General features: G+C 65.2%; 11 protein-coding genes. 7 read left to right on the top strand and 4 right to left on the bottom strand.

Annotation, left to right across the window (positions count from 1 at the left end; all coding sequences use genetic code 11):
- Positions 1 to 40: 40 nt before the first annotated feature.
- The gene (locus tag O6P39_RS14810; protein WP_275607264.1) at positions 41 to 385 is read right to left on the bottom strand and encodes a hypothetical protein; all 345 of its coding nucleotides are present in this window, start codon (positions 383 to 385) and stop codon (positions 41 to 43) included.
- A 144-nt stretch (positions 386 to 529) separates the two neighbouring features.
- Here O6P39_RS14810 and O6P39_RS14805 point away from each other — a divergent pair, with 144 nt between their 5' ends.
- Positions 530 to 859, top strand: a complete 330-nt coding sequence (locus O6P39_RS14805; protein ID WP_275607263.1) for a DUF2790 domain-containing protein — start codon at positions 530 to 532, stop codon at positions 857 to 859.
- Between the two features lie 5 nt (positions 860 to 864).
- On the opposite strand, the gene O6P39_RS14800 is transcribed toward O6P39_RS14805, so the two are convergent.
- Together O6P39_RS14800 and O6P39_RS14795 are read right to left on the bottom strand one after the other, a co-directional pair.
- A complete protein-coding gene (locus O6P39_RS14800; protein WP_275607262.1) occupies positions 865 to 2,250 on the bottom strand; it encodes a heavy metal sensor histidine kinase in 1,386 nt (461 codons plus the stop codon).
- Positions 2,247 to 2,921 carry a heavy metal response regulator transcription factor gene (locus O6P39_RS14795; protein ID WP_275607261.1) on the bottom strand — a complete coding sequence of 225 codons (675 nt, stop codon included), beginning with the start codon at positions 2,919 to 2,921 and terminating at the stop codon, positions 2,247 to 2,249. Before O6P39_RS14795 ends, O6P39_RS14800 begins: the two co-directional genes overlap by 4 nt.
- A gap of 459 nt (positions 2,922 to 3,380) precedes the next feature.
- Between O6P39_RS14795 and O6P39_RS14790 the strand changes: the two genes are divergently transcribed.
- The 4 genes from O6P39_RS14790 (at position 3,381) to O6P39_RS14775 (ending at position 10,965) form a co-directional block, all read left to right on the top strand.
- Complete coding sequence (locus tag O6P39_RS14790; protein WP_275607260.1) at positions 3,381 to 4,583, top strand: TolC family protein; 1,203 nt, start codon at positions 3,381 to 3,383, stop codon at positions 4,581 to 4,583.
- 183 nt (positions 4,584 to 4,766) lie between these two features.
- Positions 4,767 to 6,017 (top strand): efflux RND transporter periplasmic adaptor subunit, encoded by a 1,251-nt coding sequence (locus O6P39_RS14785; RefSeq protein WP_275607259.1) that lies wholly within the window; start codon positions 4,767 to 4,769, stop codon positions 6,015 to 6,017.
- A gap of 12 nt (positions 6,018 to 6,029) precedes the next feature.
- Complete coding sequence (locus tag O6P39_RS14780) at positions 6,030 to 9,185, top strand: CusA/CzcA family heavy metal efflux RND transporter (protein ID WP_275607258.1); 3,156 nt, start codon at positions 6,030 to 6,032, stop codon at positions 9,183 to 9,185.
- A 274-nt stretch (positions 9,186 to 9,459) separates the two neighbouring features.
- Complete coding sequence (locus O6P39_RS14775) at positions 9,460 to 10,965, top strand: hypothetical protein (RefSeq protein ID WP_275607257.1); 1,506 nt, start codon at positions 9,460 to 9,462, stop codon at positions 10,963 to 10,965.
- 263 nt (positions 10,966 to 11,228) lie between these two features.
- On the opposite strand, the gene O6P39_RS14770 is transcribed toward O6P39_RS14775, so the two are convergent.
- A complete protein-coding gene (locus O6P39_RS14770; protein ID WP_275607256.1) occupies positions 11,229 to 12,566 on the bottom strand; it encodes an OprD family porin in 1,338 nt (445 codons plus the stop codon).
- Positions 12,567 to 12,851: 285 nt separating this feature from the next.
- Between O6P39_RS14770 and O6P39_RS14765 the strand changes: the two genes are divergently transcribed.
- On the top strand, positions 12,852 to 13,202 hold the full coding sequence (locus O6P39_RS14765) for a DUF3147 family protein (protein WP_275607255.1): 351 nt from the start codon (positions 12,852 to 12,854) through the stop codon (positions 13,200 to 13,202).
- Positions 13,203 to 13,483: 281 nt separating this feature from the next.
- Positions 13,484 to 17,365, top strand: coding sequence for an autotransporter outer membrane beta-barrel domain-containing protein (locus tag O6P39_RS14760; protein WP_275607254.1), 3,882 nt, complete (start codon positions 13,484 to 13,486; stop codon positions 17,363 to 17,365).
- The last annotated feature ends 50 nt before the right edge of the window (positions 17,366 to 17,415 follow it).

The following is a 17,415-nucleotide window of genomic DNA, read 5'->3' as shown; positions in this document are numbered from 1 at the left end:
GCCACCAGGGGCGCGGGCGGGGTTCAGATCGAGAGAGGAATCAGGTGCAGGGAGGTCGCCAGAGGTCGGCAGGCGCCTGGCTGAGGACTACTTCGGTATAGGGCGCGGGGCGCTGGGGCGTAGCGGCGGGAGGCGCGGTCTTCAGGACGCTGACCTGCAACAGGCTGCCGGTCTTGCATTCCTGCCCGCTCTTGCAGTCCTTCTTGCCGTGCTGGGTCATCTTGCCCAGGTCCTGGCAGCAGTCCTGGTCCATGCCCGCCATCTGGGTCATGTCCAAGCTCTGCATCGGGCAGGGTTCGGTCGGCGCCTCGATGCCCGCCATCCCGGTCAGGGGAAGCGCAAGGCTGAGCAGCAGGATGATCAATAACCGCAGGCGACGACTCATGGTGCGCAGTGTAGAGGGCGGCCTGGTGCGGCGGCAACGATTGAATCGGCAGGATTACCGAATCGTCATGCTGGCCTCAGCTTGCCGTTAGGGACCGCGCCGTAAGGTGGAGTCATTCCCCACCACACCGACGAGGTGACTGCCATGAAACTGCAACGCGTACTCCTGCTCGCCGCCCTGCTGGGCACGTCCACCCTGGCGCTGGCCGATGGCGGCGGCGATATCACCTTCGCCCGCATGGAACAGGCCCGCCTGCAGGTCATGCAGGCTCGCCAGACCAGCGCGGAGCAACTGGCCGAGGTGAAGCAGTACACCTACGGCATGAACCTGGACATCGCCGAAGTGGTGGCAGTGACGCCCATGAGCAGCGACTGCGGCGTGGTGCCGGTGCAGATGAGCTACAAGGATTCCTTCGGCGACCTGCAGACCATCGAGTACCGCGCCGAGCGGGTGGCCTGCCGCACCACCCGTTGAGGACTTCACTCCGGCAAGGGCGGAAAGCTGAGGCAGAAGCGCGTCGGGCCTTGCTCCGAACTCTCGGCGCTGGCCGTGCCCTGGTGCAGCTCCATGATCGAGCGCACGATGGCCAGCCCCAGTCCGGTGCCGCCGTCGGCGCGCGAGCGGCCCTTGTCCACCCGATAGAAGCGCTCGAAGAGTTGCGCGAGGTGCTGTGGCGCGATACCCGCACCGGGATTCTCCACCCGGAGGGCTACCGCGTCCTGAGCCGCTTCGACGCGCACCCGGATGCGCCCGCCTGCGGGCGTATGGCGGATGGCGTTGGACAGCAGGTTGGAAATGGCCCGCTGGATCATCAGGCGGTCGCCCAGCACCCAGCCGTGGCCGTCGATATCGATCGCCAGGGCCTTCTCTTCCGCGCTGAAGGCGAACAGCTCGGCGACCTTGTGCGCTTCCTCATCCAGCCGCACCGGTTCCCTGGGCAGCAACGCCTTGGGGTGGCTGACCTGGGCGAGGAACAGCATGTCGCTGACGATGCGGGTGACCCGCTCCAGCTCCTCGATGCCCGAGGCCAGTACCGCCTCGTATTCTTCCTTCTGCCGTGGCCGCGACAGCGTCACCTGGGCCTTGCCCAGCAGGTTGCTGATCGGCGAGCGCAGCTCATGGGCGAGTTCGTCAGAGAACTGGGTGAGCTGCTGCACGCCATTGTCCAGACGGTGCAGCATCAGGTTCAGCGCTCGCGCGGCGTCGCCCAGTTCACGGGGCAGGCGCTGCACCGGGATGCGATGGCTGAGGTCCTCGGTGGAAACCAGCGAAGCGACCTTGCCGAAACGCCGCAAGGGTTGCAGGCCACGCTTGGCCACCAGACGCGCGCCCAGGGCGATCAGCAGCAGCAACGGCGGCATCGCCAGCAGCGCAGAGCGCAGGAAGGCGCCGAGCAGGGCGTCGTCGTCGCGGCGGTCGAGGGTCAGGAAAACCCGCACGGAATTGCCGTCGCGCAGTCGCACCAGGCTTCGTCCGGTCAGCAGGCGACGGCCATCCTCGGTGCTCCAGCCGAAGGGCGGGCCGCTGCCGGCGAAATCGTCCAGGGTGGCGAGGTCCGCCTCCCGGCCACTGTTGAAGAGCGCCGGCTGGCCGTGCCGTACCCCCAGCAGCGCGGCGCTGAGGGTGTCGTGGCCCATCAGTTGATCCTTCAGCGTGTAACCGCGCAGGGGTAGGGCTGCGAGGCCGGGGTCGACGTCCAGGCTGTGGCGCAGTTGTCCCAGCTTGTCCTCCAGGGCGCGCATGGCGCGGACATCCAGCTGGTGATCGAGCGCCAGGTAGGCCAGCGCCACCAGCAGGAGCATCAGCACCGAGCCGAGCAGCCCGACCCACAGGCCGATGCGCAGCGACAGGCTGGCCGGCTTCACGTCCGTGCTTCCAGCACGTAGCCGACGCCGCGCAGGGTGTGGATCAGCTTGTCCGCGAAGGGATCGTCGATCTTCGCCCGCAGACGGCGGACGGTGACCTCCACCACGTTGGTGTCGCAGTCGAAGTTCATGTCCCAGACCAGCGAGATGATCTGGGTGCGCGAAAGCACTTCGCCGCTGCGACTCATCAGCAGGTGCAGCAGAGCGAACTCCTTGCTGGTCAGGTCGATGCGCTGGCTGTCGCGATAGGCACGGTGACGGCCAGGGTCGAGCTCCAGGCCGCCGATCTGCAGCACCTGGGGCTGCTCGATACGTTCGCTGCGGCGCAGCAGCGAGCGCACCCGCGCCAGCAGCTCGGGAAACTCGAAGGGCTTGAGCAGGTAGTCGTCGGCACCCAGGTCGAAGCCCTTGACGCGCTCGGTGAGGCGGCCGCGGGCGGTCAGCATCATCACCCGCATGTCGCTCTGCTGGCGCAGGCTGGCCAGCACTTCCCAGCCATCCATCTGCGGCAGGTTCACGTCGAGGATCAAGAGGTCGTAGGCGCACTGCCGGGCCAGGTGCAGGCCGTCGACGCCGTTGTCGGCGCGGTCGACCACATAGCCGCTTTCGCTCAGTCCCTGTAGCAGATAATCGGCCGTCTTGTGGTCGTCCTCGATGAGCAGGATCTTCATTGGTGAGTTACCCGGTAATGACTTCGATAATGGCGCCGCGCTATTTCAGACCGGCAGGAAAGTTCGCTGTGGCGGGTGGAGGGCGTGCAGTCTAAGAGCTGTAGCGACTTCAGGGTCAATCGTGTCGGCAGTGCGCGAAGTGTTGCGTATTAATTCTGTAAGTTGTTGATTTAACTAGGATGTAATGGTTGTTCGGAGGGCGCTTGAAACTCGCCAATTGTTTCCTGAAGTTACATGGAACAGCGCAAGGTCCTTTTTAAATACATACAACGAGAGTGAGTCGGCTGGCTAATTACATGTTTGTAATTATCCAGTCACCTTGTCGCTAGAAAGGCGCTTCTAGATTCGCCGGTGGAAATGACGGTGCGCCGTCGAAGTTAAATCCACTGCGCGAGGTTCACTGTGCGTTCGAGTCGTTCTGGAGAGGTTTTCCGCTGGCCGCCGAGGGCCTGTTGGGTCATGGCCCTGGTGCTGTTCTGCGGCGCGGCCCAGGGCCGCGAGATTGGCGTCGACGAGGCCCTGCGGGCCGCCTTCGCCAACAATCCCGAGCTTGCCGCCAGCGGCCGCGACATCGGCATCGCCCAGGGCCTGCGGGAACAGGCCGGGCTGCTGCCCAACCCGACCTTGTCCTGGGAGCAGGAGGGCACCGAATCCGCCAACCGCACCACCACCGTCGGCATCAGCCAGCCTCTGGAGCTGGGCGGCAAACGCGGTGCGCGGGTGGCGCTGGCCGAACGCGGCCAGGACGCCGCCGCGCTGGCTGTTCAGGTGCGCCGCAATGAGCTGCGTGGTGCGGTGATTGCCGGCTTCTACGGCGCCTTGCGCGCCCAGGAGCGAGAGCGCCTGGCGCAACAATCAGAGGCGCTGGCGCAGCGCGGCGTAACGGCGGCGGAAGGGCGGGTGCGTGCCGGCAAGGCCGCGCCGCTGGAAGCCAACCGTGCGCAAGTGCAACTGGCCGAGGTGCGCCTGGAGCAGGAGCGGGCGCGGCGCGAACGGGCCGATGCCTATCAGAACCTGGCCGCCTTGATGGGCCTGCCGGCAGCGGATTTCAGCGCGGTACGCAGCGCCGTCGCCGACCGCCTGCCGCGCCTGCCCGACAGCGATGAGTTGCTGCGCCGCCTGGGCGACAGCGCGGAAATGCGCTTGGCGCGGACCCGCATCGACGAGGGTGAGGCGGCCCTGGCGCTGGCGAGGACCCAGCGTATCCCCGACCTCGACGTTAGCCTCGGCAGCCAGGAGGCCATCGAGGATGGCAGGAGCGACCGCATTGCGGTGATCGGCCTGAGCGTGCCGTTGCCGCTGTTTGACCGTAACCAGGGCAACATCCTCGCCGAGGCTCGCCGCGCCGACCAGGCGCGCGACCTGCGCAACGCCACCGAACTGCGCCTGCGCCAGGAAACCCAGCAGGCCCTGCAGCAATGGAGCACGGCGCAGGTGGAGGTGACAGCCTTCCGCAGCACCATCCTGCCCAGCGCGCAGACTGCCGTGGAAAGCGCCACCCGTGGCTTCGAGATGGGCAAGTTCAGCTTCCTCGAAGTGCTCGACGCCCAGCGCACCCTGATCACCGCCCGCGACCAGTACCTCCAGGCCCTGGCCCAGGTCAGCGATGCCTGGGGGCGGATCGAGCGGGTCTACGGCGATGTCGGTGCGGCGGCGCCCTAGTGGCTGGCGCGCCGGCCTGGGCCTCGCGCTCGCCTTGCTGGCCACGCCCGCCGTTGCGCCGACCCGTCAATGGCCCACCGGACACTGGTGCATCCACGACCTGATCCGGTACCTGAATCCCCTATTCATCAGTCCCGGCGCCTGACGCCCGCGCGTCGCCGCCGGACCTTCCGCGGAGTCCCCATGATCAAGAGAACCCACCTCGCCGGCGCCCTGATACTGGCGTCGGTACTGGGCGTCAGCGCCTTCACCTGGCAGATCGGCGAGCGTCCGCCGGCCGGGCACCAGGACGATGCGGCGCATGCCGATGGTGAACACCACGGCAGTTCCGCCTCGGCCAGTCATGGCGAATCCGCCGGTCACGCCGATAGCGAGCATGCCCATGCCGAGTCGGCCGAGCCGGAGGGCGAAGGCCTGCACCTGAGTGCCGAGCAGATCGGCGCTGCCGGTATCCAGCTGGTGAGCGCCGGCCCGCAGTCCCTCGACGAGGCCTTCAGCCTGCCAGGGGAAATCGGCTTCGACGAGGACCGCACCGCCCACGTCGTGCCGCGCACGCCGGGCGTGGTGGAGTCGGTGGCAGTGGAACTCGGGCAGCGCGTGAAGCAGGGCGCGCTGCTGGCGGTGATCGCCAGCCAGCAGGTGTCCGAACTGCGCAGCGAGCTGGCCGCGGCCCAGCGCCGGGTGAGCCTGGCGAGCAAGACCTTCGCGCGCGAGCGTGAACTCTGGCAGGAGAAGATCTCCGCCGAGCAGGACTACCTGCAAGCCCGGCAGGACCTGGAGGAGGCGCAGATCGCCCTGGCCAATGCCCGGCAGAAGACCAATGCCCTGAGCGGCGTGTCGGCCAGCGCCGGCGGCAATCGCTACGAGCTGCGCGCGCCCTTCGACGGCGTGGTGGTGGAGAAGCACCTGGTGCCGGGCGAGGTGGTCAGCGAGGCCACCGCCGCCTTCACCCTGTCCGATCTGTCGCGGGTCTGGGCCACCTTCAGCGTCGCCCCGCAGGACCTGGCGCGGGTGCAGGTGGGCAAGCCGGCGCGGGTCGAGGCGGCGGACCTGGGCATGCAGGTCGACGGCCGCGTGAGCTATGTCGGCAACCTGCTCGGCGAGCAGACCCGCAGCGCCGTGGCCCGCGTCACCCTGGCCAACCCCGACGGCGCCTGGCGCCCCGGCCTGTTCGTCAACGTGCGGGTCAGCGATCGGGCACGGCAGGTGGCGGTGGCGGTGCCGGAACAGGCGATCCAGGAGGTGGAGGGCAAGCCCAGCGTCTTCGTGCGCAACGCCGAAGGCTTCGCCGTGCGCCCGGTCGACCTGGGCATGCGCAGCGCCGGCAAGGTGGAGGTGCTCGCGGGGCTTGCGGCAGGGGACCAGGTGGCGGGCGAGGGCAGCTTCGTCCTCAAGTCGGAGCTGGGCAAAAGCTCGGCTTCCCACGCTCACTGACGGGACGCCAGCATGTTCGAACGCATCATTCGTTTCGCCATCGAGCAGCGCTATCTGGTGTTGCTCGCCGTACTGGGCATGGCCGGCCTGGGTATCGCCAGCTACCAGAAGTTGCCCATCGACGCGGTGCCCGACATCACCAACGTGCAGGTGCAGGTCAACACTTCGGCGCCGGGCTTCACCCCGCTGGAGACCGAGCAGCGCGTCACCTACCCGGTGGAAACCGCCATGGCGGGATTGCCGGGGTTGCAGCAGACCCGCTCGATCTCCCGCTCGGGGCTGTCCCAGGTGACGGTGATCTTCAAGGACGGCACCGACCTGTTCTTCGCCCGCCAACTGGTCAACGAGCGCCTGCAGCAGGCCCGCGAACAGTTGCCCGAAGGCGTGGAATCCGCCCTCGGGCCGATCTCCACCGGCCTGGGTGAAATCTTCCTCTGGACCATCGAGGCCGAGGAGGGCGCGCGCAAGGAGGACGGGACGCCCTACACGCCCACGGACCTGCGGGTGATCCAGGACTGGGTGGTCAAGCCACAGCTGCGCAACGTACCCGGCGTGGCCGAGGTGAACACCATCGGCGGCTTCGCCAAGCAGTTCCAGGTCGCCCCGGATACCCGCCGGTTGGCCGCCTACCGCCTGACCCTGGCGGACGTGATCGCCGCGCTGGAGCGCAACAACGCCAACGTCGGCGCCGGCTACATTGAACGCAACGGCGAGCAGTTGCTGGTGCGCGCGCCCGGGCAGGTGGGCAGCCTGGAAGACATCGCCAACATCGTCGTGGCCAACGTCGACGGCACGCCGATCCGCCTGCGCAACGTCGCCGAAGTGGAGCTGGGCCGCGAGCTGCGCACCGGCGCCGCCACCGAGAACGGCCGCGAAGTGGTGCTCGGTACCGTGTTCATGCTGATCGGCGAGAACAGCCGCACCGTCGCCCGCGCCGCCGCCGAGAAACTTGCGGAGATCAACCGCACCCTGCCGACGGGGGTGAAGGCAGTCACCGTCTACGACCGCACCCAGCTGGTGGACAAGGCCATCGCCACGGTGAAGCGCAACCTCACCGAGGGTGCGATCCTGGTGATCGCCATCCTCTTCCTGTTCCTGGGCAACATTCGCGCGGCACTGATCACGGCGATGGTGATCCCGCTGGCGATGCTCTTCACTTTTACCGGCATGTTCGGCAACCGCATCAGCGCCAACCTGATGAGTCTCGGTGCGCTGGACTTCGGCATCATCGTCGACGGCGCCGTGGTGATCGTCGAGAATGCCATCCGCCGCCTGGCCCACGCGCAGCAGCACCACGGCCGCATGCTGACCCGCAGCGAGCGGATGCACGAAGTCTTCGCCGCCTCGAAGGAAGCGCGTCGCGCGCTGATCTACGGGCAGTTGATCATCATGGTGGTGTACCTGCCGATCTTCGCCCTCACCGGGGTCGAGGGGAAAATGTTCCACCCCATGGCCTTCACCGTGGTGCTGGCGTTGCTGGGGGCGATGATCCTCTCGGTGACCTTCGTGCCGGCGGCCATTGCGCTGTTCATCAGCGGCAAGGTCAAGGAAGAGGAAAACGTCCTGATGCGCAGTGCGCGCCGTGCCTACGAGCCGGTGCTGGACGCAGTGATGGCGCGACGTGGCTGGGTGTTCGCCGGCGCCACCGTGCTGGTGGTGCTCTCCGCATTGCTGGCAAGCCGCATGGGTAGCGAGTTCGTGCCCAGCCTGGGCGAGGGTGACTTCGCCCTGCAGTCGCTGCGCACGCCGGGCACCAGCCTGTCGCAGTCGGTGGCGATGCAGGAGCGCCTGGAGCAGCAGGTGCTGGCCAAGGTGCCGGAGGTCGAGCGCATGTTCAGCCGCACCGGCACCGCCGAGATCGCCTCCGACCCGATGCCGCCGAACATCTCCGACGCCTACGTGATGCTCAAGCCCAAGGACCAGTGGCCCGCCCCGGACAAGTCCCGCGCGCAGCTGGAAGCGGAAATCCAGGACGCCGCCAACGGCGTGCCAGGCAGCGCCTACGAGCTGTCGCAGCCGATCCAGTTGCGCTTCAACGAGTTGATTTCCGGCGTGCGCAGCGACGTGGCGGTCAAGGTCTTCGGCGACGACATGGCGGTGCTCAACCAGACCGCCGAACAGATCGCCGGCGTATTGCGCCGGGTGCGGGGCTCCTCGGAAGTGAAGGTCGAGCAGACCAGCGGCCTGCCGGTGCTCACGGTCAACATCGACCGCCAGCGTGCCGCCCGCTACGGGCTCAACATCGGCGACATCCAGGACACCGTAGCGGTGGCCGTGGGCGGTCGCCAGGCCGGCACGCTGTTCGAGGGCGACCGCCGCTTCGACCTGATCGTGCGCCTGCCGGAGAACCTGCGCAGCGACATCGATGCTCTGTCGCGCATGCTGATTCCGGTGCCGGCCCCGGCCAGCGCCACGGACTCGCGCATCGGCTTCATCACCCTGGGCGAAGTGGCGCGCCTGGAACTGATCCAAGGGCCGAACCAGGTCAGCCGCGAGAACGGCAAGCGCCTGATGGTGGTCAGCGCCAACGTGCGCGGACGGGACATCGGCTCCTTCGTTTCGGAGGCCAGTGGAAAGATCGAGCAGCAAGTGAAGCTGCAGGCCGGCTATTGGACCACCTGGGGCGGCCAGTTCGAACAGCTGCAATCGGCCGCGCAACGTCTGCAGGTCGTGGTGCCGGTGGCGCTGCTGCTGGTCTTCACACTGTTGATGATGATGTTCAACAACCTGCGCGACGGCCTGGTGGTGTTCACCGGCATTCCCTTCGCCCTGACTGGTGGCGTGGTGGCGTTGTGGCTGCGGGACATCCCGCTGTCGATCTCCGCCGGCGTCGGCTTCATCGCCTTGTCGGGCGTTGCGGTGCTCAATGGGTTGGTGATGATCTCCTTCATCCGCAGCCTGCGGGAGGAGGGCCGCAGCCTCGACGCGGCGATCCGCGAGGGCGCGCTGACCCGGTTGCGACCGGTGCTGATGACGGCGCTGGTGGCTTCCCTGGGCTTCGTGCCGATGGCCCTGGCTACCGGCACCGGCGCGGAAGTGCAGCGGCCGCTGGCCACGGTGGTGATCGGCGGCATTCTCTCGTCCACCACCCTGACGTTGCTGGTGCTGCCGGCGTTGTATCAGTGGATGCACCGCAAGGCGGAGGATGCGGATGCGGCCGAAGCCTGATCCGCCCAGGGCGTAAAACCGCTCGCGGTGATACGCCGTTACCCCATCGCATTGCCAACTTCGTTGCCGAGCCCGGCGCCTTCACCGCTCCGGGCTCGGACCCGAGCGGACCGGCAGCCAAGGTCAAACGACGGATAACCTCGAACTCCGCCCCACGTGCGTGGCCAGCGTGGTGATTGGCAGCATCCTCGACCATCTGCCGGGTTGCCGTGCTCCGCCTTGTGAAATCGGCGGACTCCCATATTCTTCAGTACAGCCTCACAAGGATGTGCTGATGGACAAGACCTGCCTGAAATGCGGCTACGTGCATCAGTTCGCTGATGCCCAGACCAGCAATGCCTGCCCCAACTGCGGGGCCATCTATGCCAAGGTCGAGCAGGCGCTCGCCGCCCAGGCACGGGCGCGGGCCGCTATTGCCAGCGCACCGCCTGCGCGTCCGCAAGATGTCCTGGTCTGGGTGCTCCTCGCCACCTGCCTGGCGCTGATCATGGCCACCGCCGCCCTGGCTTACTTCTATTACCAGGAGCACCGGCTGAACCGCGTGCTGATGAGTCAGCGCTTGAGTCCCCCGGCAAGGCCGATCGTCAATCCGGCAGCCTCCGTGCCCGCTGCTGCGCTAAGGCTCGACGACGGTGCGCTCCCACAGTCCGTGGCTAAGCCACCCGCGGCCCTGGCTGAAAATGCCGAAGTCGTGGTCATTTCCGGGTATGAGGCCAAGGACCAGGCAGCCAATGGAACGGTGGTGAATGTGTTCATCAATCGCCCTGGCAAGTCCGTCCTGCTGGTGCTGACCAGCTACGAAAAGATCGCCTGGAGGGTAAATGCCGGCGAAGGGACGCTCATCAATGGCATCTTGATCTCGAGCTATGAGCCTTCGAGCGTGCGCAGCAATCCCCCGGTGCCCGTCTACCGCACCAAGCTGCCCTATAGCTACAGGAAGGACAGCGCGGACTTTGCCTCGCTTCTCAATGGCGTGAACAGTCTATTCGGCATCCAGAAGGTGGATGTCTTCCGTGGTGAGTACTCGCTGCCCAATATCATTACCGTAGACAGGCTCGACCCTCCGCAAGCCAGCCTCACCGTGCAAGGTGAGCAACCTCAGGCGCCTGTCAGGGGCATGCGCTTCGATCTCACCAATGGTGATTTCGACAAGGTCCGATGGTCGCTGGAGGGGCCTGTGGATGGCACCGCGCAGGTCATCCTGTCCCCCGATAAGTCCGTCAAGTCAGAGCAGGACAAGCGCATCTACCGGATCGTCAGCCATAGTTTCACTGTGTTCGACCCCGCCAGCTCGAGGCAGGTGGAATTGCAGATGCCGGACAACTTCCCGCGCCTTTCCTGGCCGACAGCGGTTGCCTACGACAGCAAGCGCCATTTTGTCACTCTCGTCTCGCTTGGCGGTGAAGGGTTCCTCTATCGCTACGATACCAACGCAGGGCGTTGGCTGGACTTCCGCTCCCTGGACAACATCGACATCAATTCACTGGCCTATGACGAAGTGGCTGATCGCTACGTCGCCTGGACTACCGACGGCAGCCTGCTGTTCATAGCCTCTGACGGTATGCCCCTGCATACCAAGTCGGTGCTCGATCGCATGACGGACTTTCGCCGCCAGTATGCGGGAGGCAGTCCGCTTTCCAGTAGCCCGCGACTGGTTCCTCGGGGGGACCAGATCGCCTTTGTCCAGTTGCAGGGTGGCATGGTCGAGCGGATCTGGTACTACGACCTCCAGTTGGATGTCTTTCAACTGACCTACAGGCGACAACGACCGGGGAGCTGATCGCGTTGAAGTTGCCCAGCGGTGCCGGCCCGGGGAGTGGAGGGGGGCAGGGCCAAAAAAAGGCGCCCATTCGGGCGCCGAGTGTTCCTCTCTCTCCAAAGGGGCACGTGGAGCGCCAGAAAGAGGAGCGGTACTGCGGGGAAGATCATCACCATGACCGTGGGGTGGTGATGCTTTCCGTTATACGCCGTGGTACCTAACAGGACGCTGAGCCGCAGCTGACAATTCCGACATCTGTCCGCCAGGCGCCACGGCGTATCGGCTTACATCAACGACAGCGGGTACTCCACGATCAGGCGCACCTCATCCAGATCCGACTCGAAGGCCGTGGCCCGGGTAGTGGCCTGACGTACGCGTAGCGACAGGTCCTTCAGGCTGCCGGTCTGGACCACGTACTTGGCCTCGACGTCGCGCTCCCAGCGCTTCTGGTCAGTGAGCGGATTGCCGTTGTCGTCCTCACGCATGTACACGCTGTTGGCATTGGAATAGTCGGCATCGCTACCGCGTGCATAGCGGGTCATGAAGCTCAGGCCGGGCACGCCGTAGCTGGCCATGTCGAGGTCGTAGCGGGCCATCCAGGACTTCTCTTTCGGCGAGTTGAAGTCGCTGTACTGGATGGAGTTGTCCAGGTAGATCGAGTCGGCCTGGCGCAGGTAGTCGAAGTCGTTGTCGCCGTTGTTGCGCTGGTAGCTCAGGGTCACGCGGTGCGCGCCGAAGTGCACGCCGGTGTTGGCACTCCAGATGTTGGTGTTGAACTCGCCGAGCAGCTCGCGGCCTTCGTCCTGCGACTTGTAGTAGTTGAAGCCGCCGAACAGCTCCACCGACTCGGTCAGCGGGAAGTTCAGCGCGCTGCCAAAGTAGTACTGGTTCCAGGCGTCCTTCAGGCGGCTGCTGTAGAGGCTGACGCTGGCGTGGTCGTTGATGCTGTAATCGCCGCCGCCGTAGGCGATCCACGGCGAATCCACCGGGCCGGCGTAGAAGGTCTCGAAGCCGTCGTCCATCTGCCGCGACTGCGGCTGGCTCATCGAGTGCAGGCGGCCGCCCTGCAGGGTCAGCCCGTCGAGACTGGTGTTCTGCAGGGTGAAGCCACGGAAGCTCTCCGGCAGCAGGCGCGAGTCGCCGTAATGCACCACGGGCGTCTCCGGGAAAACGTCGCCGACCTTCAGCACCGTGTCCCACAGGCGCACCTTGGCGGCGCCGCCGGCCTTGGCGTAGTTGCTCTCGGTCCGGCCATCCTTGTCGGTGGGCAGTACATCCACCGAACTGCCGTCGCCGTTGCGGCCGTCGCCGGTATCGAGCTGGAAGCCGAGCATGGCGAAGGCGTCCACGCCCACGCCGACCGTGCCCTGGGTGAAGCCGGACTCGAACTTGCCCATGACTCCCTGCGCCCAGACTTCCGAGTAGCCGTTGCCGCGAGGCGGCATGGACTGGCCCTTGCGGGCGTCGCGGTTGAAGTAGAGGTTGCGGGTGAGGATGTCCAGGCTGGCGCCTTCGAGGAAGCCTTCGGCCTTCTCTTCGGGTTGAGCCTCGGCGTGGACTGCCGGCGTGGCGACGCCCAGGACCAGCAAGGATGTGGCCAGGGGGAGTTTGCGTCGGTACATGTTGTGCTCCTAAGGGCAGGGTGGTTGTCACCGCCTGCTGTTGTTGTTTTCGCCCAGGCGTGGCGAGGGCCACGGGCATCGTGAGGGAGCGCGGATAACGGCTGGATGAGGCGCAGGTGACAAATCTGTCAGCTTCGGGGCTGGGGAGGTCGGGCGGGGGCGCCCGCGAGGGGGAAATGCGTGTTCGATCCAGGTCGATGACCAGGCGGCTTCTACACGGTGCCGGGACTGGATAGGATGCCAGCCAGACCGCAGCGCCCCACCCGCGAGCCCCCTGGAGTAACCATGGCCTGGATCATCACCAAATACTTCCTGACCGCCGGCATCGTGGTGCTGGTGTCCGAACTGGCCAAGCGCAGCGACAAGCTCGGCGGTCTGGTAGCCGCACTGCCGCTGGTCACGGTGCTGACGCTGATCTGGCTCTACGTCGAACAGCAGAGCCAGGAGAAGATCGCCAACCACGCCTGGTACACCTTCTGGTACGTGGTGCCCACGCTCCCGATGTTCCTGGCCTTCCCGCTGCTGCTGCCGCGCCTGGGCTTCTGGCCGACCCTGATCGCCTGCATCGTGATCACCATGGCGTGCTTCGGGCTGTTCGCGCTGTTCGTGCGGCGGTTCGGCATCGAGTTGCTCTGAGTGGCGCTCTGACGGGGTAGTGAGGGGATGTGGAATGGGCAGATCCATGTATGTCTGCCACTGACCAACTACCGCTTGTTGCGAGTGGCTGAGGCCGACCCAAAGCGGACTTCCAACGCAACTCAGATACCCAATCGCTCCACTCAATGTTGCGATTCTGAAACACTGGGCTATGGTTGCCTTACAACTGCCGACGGCGGAAGTGCGCGACGAGAAGGGAGGTACGACGTGCGGTCGAGGCAGCGACTGCCACTGAAGTATCCGGAACAAGGAGGTTCGCCATGCCCCCGCCAACCGTGCGGCATTCCAGCCCTCACGCCGTCAAGACTGCACTTGGCATTGCCATCGCCAATGCCTTTGCCCTGGCCCTGTTGCCCGAGTCAGCGCATGCAGTCTGCGGCCAACAGAGCGGAATCTATACGACCACCCAGACATGCACTCCTGCGAGCGGGACCGCAGCGGAAATCACGACCGTTTCCGGCACCCAGGTCACAACCAGTGCGGGCAACTCGCTGCTCAGTCGATCGACCAACGCAGCCTCCACCATCCTGCTCAACGGCACCAGTATTCAGAGCTCGCCCCCGACTGCGGCAAGTGCCGTTCAGGCCCAGATACTTGGCGGTAGTGCCGGGCTCGGACAGGCGTTAATCAATTTCCAAAGCGGAAGCAACCTTGTCCGTCTGGCTGGCAGTGGCCAGGATGCAGTGGCCATCATCAATACCAATTCCGGAACCTCGTCCCTCGTGGTGAGCGATGGCGCTGAAGTGAGCATCGAAAACCAAGTGCCAGGCACTGAGCACGACGGGATCGATATCAATGCCAGCGGAGGTGGCGACATCAGCTTCCAGCACGGGGGAACGGGCTCCATTACCACCTATGGCGGCAACAACATCTGGTTGAAGGCTGCTGGCAGTGGCAACGTAAATGCCACTGTCGGGGCAGGCGTGAAACTGACTGTCGACAACAACGACCCGCTTTCCGGCGGCGATCCGCACATTGACGACGAGAACGACCCCCAGGCCGGCACCGGTAATCACGCAGGCCTGCACACCAGGGCCATCAACGGCAACACGGCGGTGAGCAACGCCGCCACCATTAGCGGTAGGGGGCTCAACGCTTTCGGCATCTTCACGGAGGGTGGTACGGGTACTACCAACCTCAGCAATACAGGCCGCATCACTACCGACGGCAAGAACGGCTTCGGTATCCGCTCTCTCTCAACCACCGGCAGCATCCATATCGTCAACAACGGCGACATCACGACGACCGGCGACAACGGCCACGCCATTTACGTCAACGACAACGTCGGTGCGACTGGCGATATCAGTATCCAGAACGACGGCGATCTGGTGGTGGGGAACTCCACCGATCTGGTCGGCTCGCGCGGGATCTACGTCATCAAGCGCGGTACGGGCAACTTCAGCCTGACCGGCAGCGGCAACATCACCGTGCTGAACGGGCCCAATTCGACTCGGGGGGCCGGCATCATCATCGCGGCTGCCCAGGACGCGCAGGTTAACTACAGCGGCGATATCACCACTGCCGGACCTGGGGCGGGCGCCATCCGTGCGGACTCCACCGATGGCGACGTGACGGTGAACTACACCGGCAACAAGCTCGAAACACTCAGCACCCAAGCCAACGGCATCTACGCCACCTCGCTGCAAGGAAGGGTAACGGTCAGTTCCACCGGTACCATCACTACGCATTCCGAGGGCTCGGGCGGAGTAGGCACGGGCATCGACGCTTATGGCTTGCAGGCGCAGAGCAGCGGGAAGGACGTGAGTGTCACCTTCACTGGGACTCGGATCGATGTGAATGGATCAGGTGCCGCCATCCTCGCCGGCACTACCTACAAATCGGGAACCGGTGAAGGCCTCGTCACGGTGGACAACAGGGGTGAGCTGATTGCCAGGGGCGACAGGCAACGGGGGATCCGGGCCCTGTCGGTGACCGGCAACCAGACGATCATCAACCGGGGGGCAATCACCACTCTGGGCGACACCAATAGTCAGGGGATACTGGCCCAAGCCTCTGGAGCAGCCAGCATTGACGTGCAGAACAGCGGCAATATCACGACCCACGGCAGCGCCGCCTCGGGCATCGACGCACTGACTGTCGGGGGGGCGGTAAGCGTCAGCAACAGCGCGGCGATCCTCGGTGGCTGGGGCCAGAGTACGGGCGTGTCCCTGGCCGGTGAGACTCAGACATTGACCAATACCGGATCCATCGGTGCACTCAGTGATCGGGCTGTTCTGGGAGATGCCAGCGGCCCCGATGCCACCGTGACCATCGACAATGCCGGGGCGATTGTCGGGTCGATCAATGCAGGGACTTCGCAGGTCAGTATCGCCAACCAGGGTAGTTGGGCATTGCGCAACTTCGTCGACAGCAACGGCGATGGCACCCGTGATACCTGGGGCGTGGCAGTCAGCAATCTCGGCACTGCCAGCGGCAACAGTATCGACAACAGCGGTACGCTCACCCTGGCGGCCCAGCCGGGCAGTGGTATCCAGACCTTCGACACGACGGGCGCCTACCTACCCCTGGGACAAACCGCCAATGCTCCGGTGCAAGGCGGGGCGGTGCAGGGCCAATTGCTGGGCGTAGGCAACTTTATCAACAGTGGGCTTATCGATCTGACGGGTGGGGGCAGTGCGGTTGGGAATGTGCTGCTTATCAGTAACGCCCAGGTAGCCGGCAGCAATGGAGGTGGTGTGTTTGTCTCCAATGGCGGTCGCCTGCTGCTCAATACCGAACTCAACGAGGGGGGCATCAACAGCCGCTCGGACATGCTGGTGGTGGACTCCACCGCTACGGGCAGTGGCGGTGCCACCGGACTGCTGGTGAACAACGTAGGAGGCAGAGGCGAACTCACCGAAGGCAACGGCATTGCCGTGGTCAACCTTCTGAATACGGCCGTCGCTGCCAGTGACGCCAACGCCTTCAGCCTGGCCAGGCGTGTGGTGGCTGGCCCCTACGAGTACCAGCTCTATCGTGGCGCGCCGGATGGTACGGGCACGCAGACCTGGTACCTGCGCTCGGATATCGAACCCACGCCTCCTGATCCGCCCACTCCGCCGGAGCCTCCGACACCACCGACGCCTCCTGATCCCACTCCGCCGGGACCTCCGACCCCGCCACCGGAGCCGCCCACCCCGAATTTCCGTCCCGAGGTGTCCTTGTACGGGGCAATTCCGGCGATGGCCCTTGTTTACGGCCGCACGATGGTCGATACCCTGCACGAGCGTGTGGGTGAGGAGCGACCAACCGCCTGGCAGGAACGACCGGCAGAGGATGAGGCGAGTTGGGGCCCATCTCTGGGCTGGGGGCGGGTCATCTATCGGAGCGGCAAGCAGGACGGCGACCGGAAGGACGCTGTCGGCGACACCCCTGAGTACAACTACGATTTGACGGCCTTCCAGGTCGGCGCCGATCTGTACCGGAAGGAGCGAACCGACGGTAGTCACGACCAGGCCGGCTTATCCTTGGCCATTGGCAGCATGGATGCCGGTGTCAGCCATTACACCGGCGGCAATGCCGGTGACGATACGCTGCGGGCATACAGCCTGGGTGGTTACTGGACGCACTTCGGCCCGGAGGGCTGGTATCTGGACGGCGTGCTGCAGGTTACCCGGTACGACATCGAGGCTCGCCCGAATGAGCTGTCCAAGCTGAAAACGGATGGATGGGGCTACACGGCATCATTGGAAGGAGGTTATCCGTTCGAGGCGGACAAGGACCTGTGGATCGAGCCCCAGGCTCAGGTGATCTATAGCTACGTCGATCTCGACGACAGTGACGACGTCGGAGCCGATGTGCGCTTCCGGGACGTGGAATCCCTGATTGGTCGTCTCGGTGTGCGCATCGCGAAGGACTGGGAAACAGAAGGTAGCGACAAGAGCCGCCGTCGTACTCAGGGCTGGATCCGTCCCAGCGTCTGGCACGAGTTCAAGGGCCAGCCGAAAACCGAGTTCTCGTCGCAGTCGGGATACATCCCCTTCGAGGCCGACATTGATGGCACCTGGGGTGAGGTGAACCTGGGCGTCGACCACCAGGCCAGTGAGAAAGTGACCTTCACCGTCTCCGCTGGCTACCGCGAGGCCTTCGACGGTGACAGCCACGGCTACGATGCAATGGTGGGGTTCAAATATCTGTTCTAGGGGCGCAGAAGCAGCCGCTGGCCTGATGGCTTGCGGCTGCAGCCACCCAC

The organism is Pseudomonas sp. PSE14 (assembly GCF_029203285.1).
Classification (GTDB): Bacteria; Pseudomonadota; Gammaproteobacteria; order Pseudomonadales; family Pseudomonadaceae; genus Pseudomonas.
Note: the sequence above shows the minus strand (reverse complement) of the source record. Positions and strands in the feature narration are given on the sequence as shown.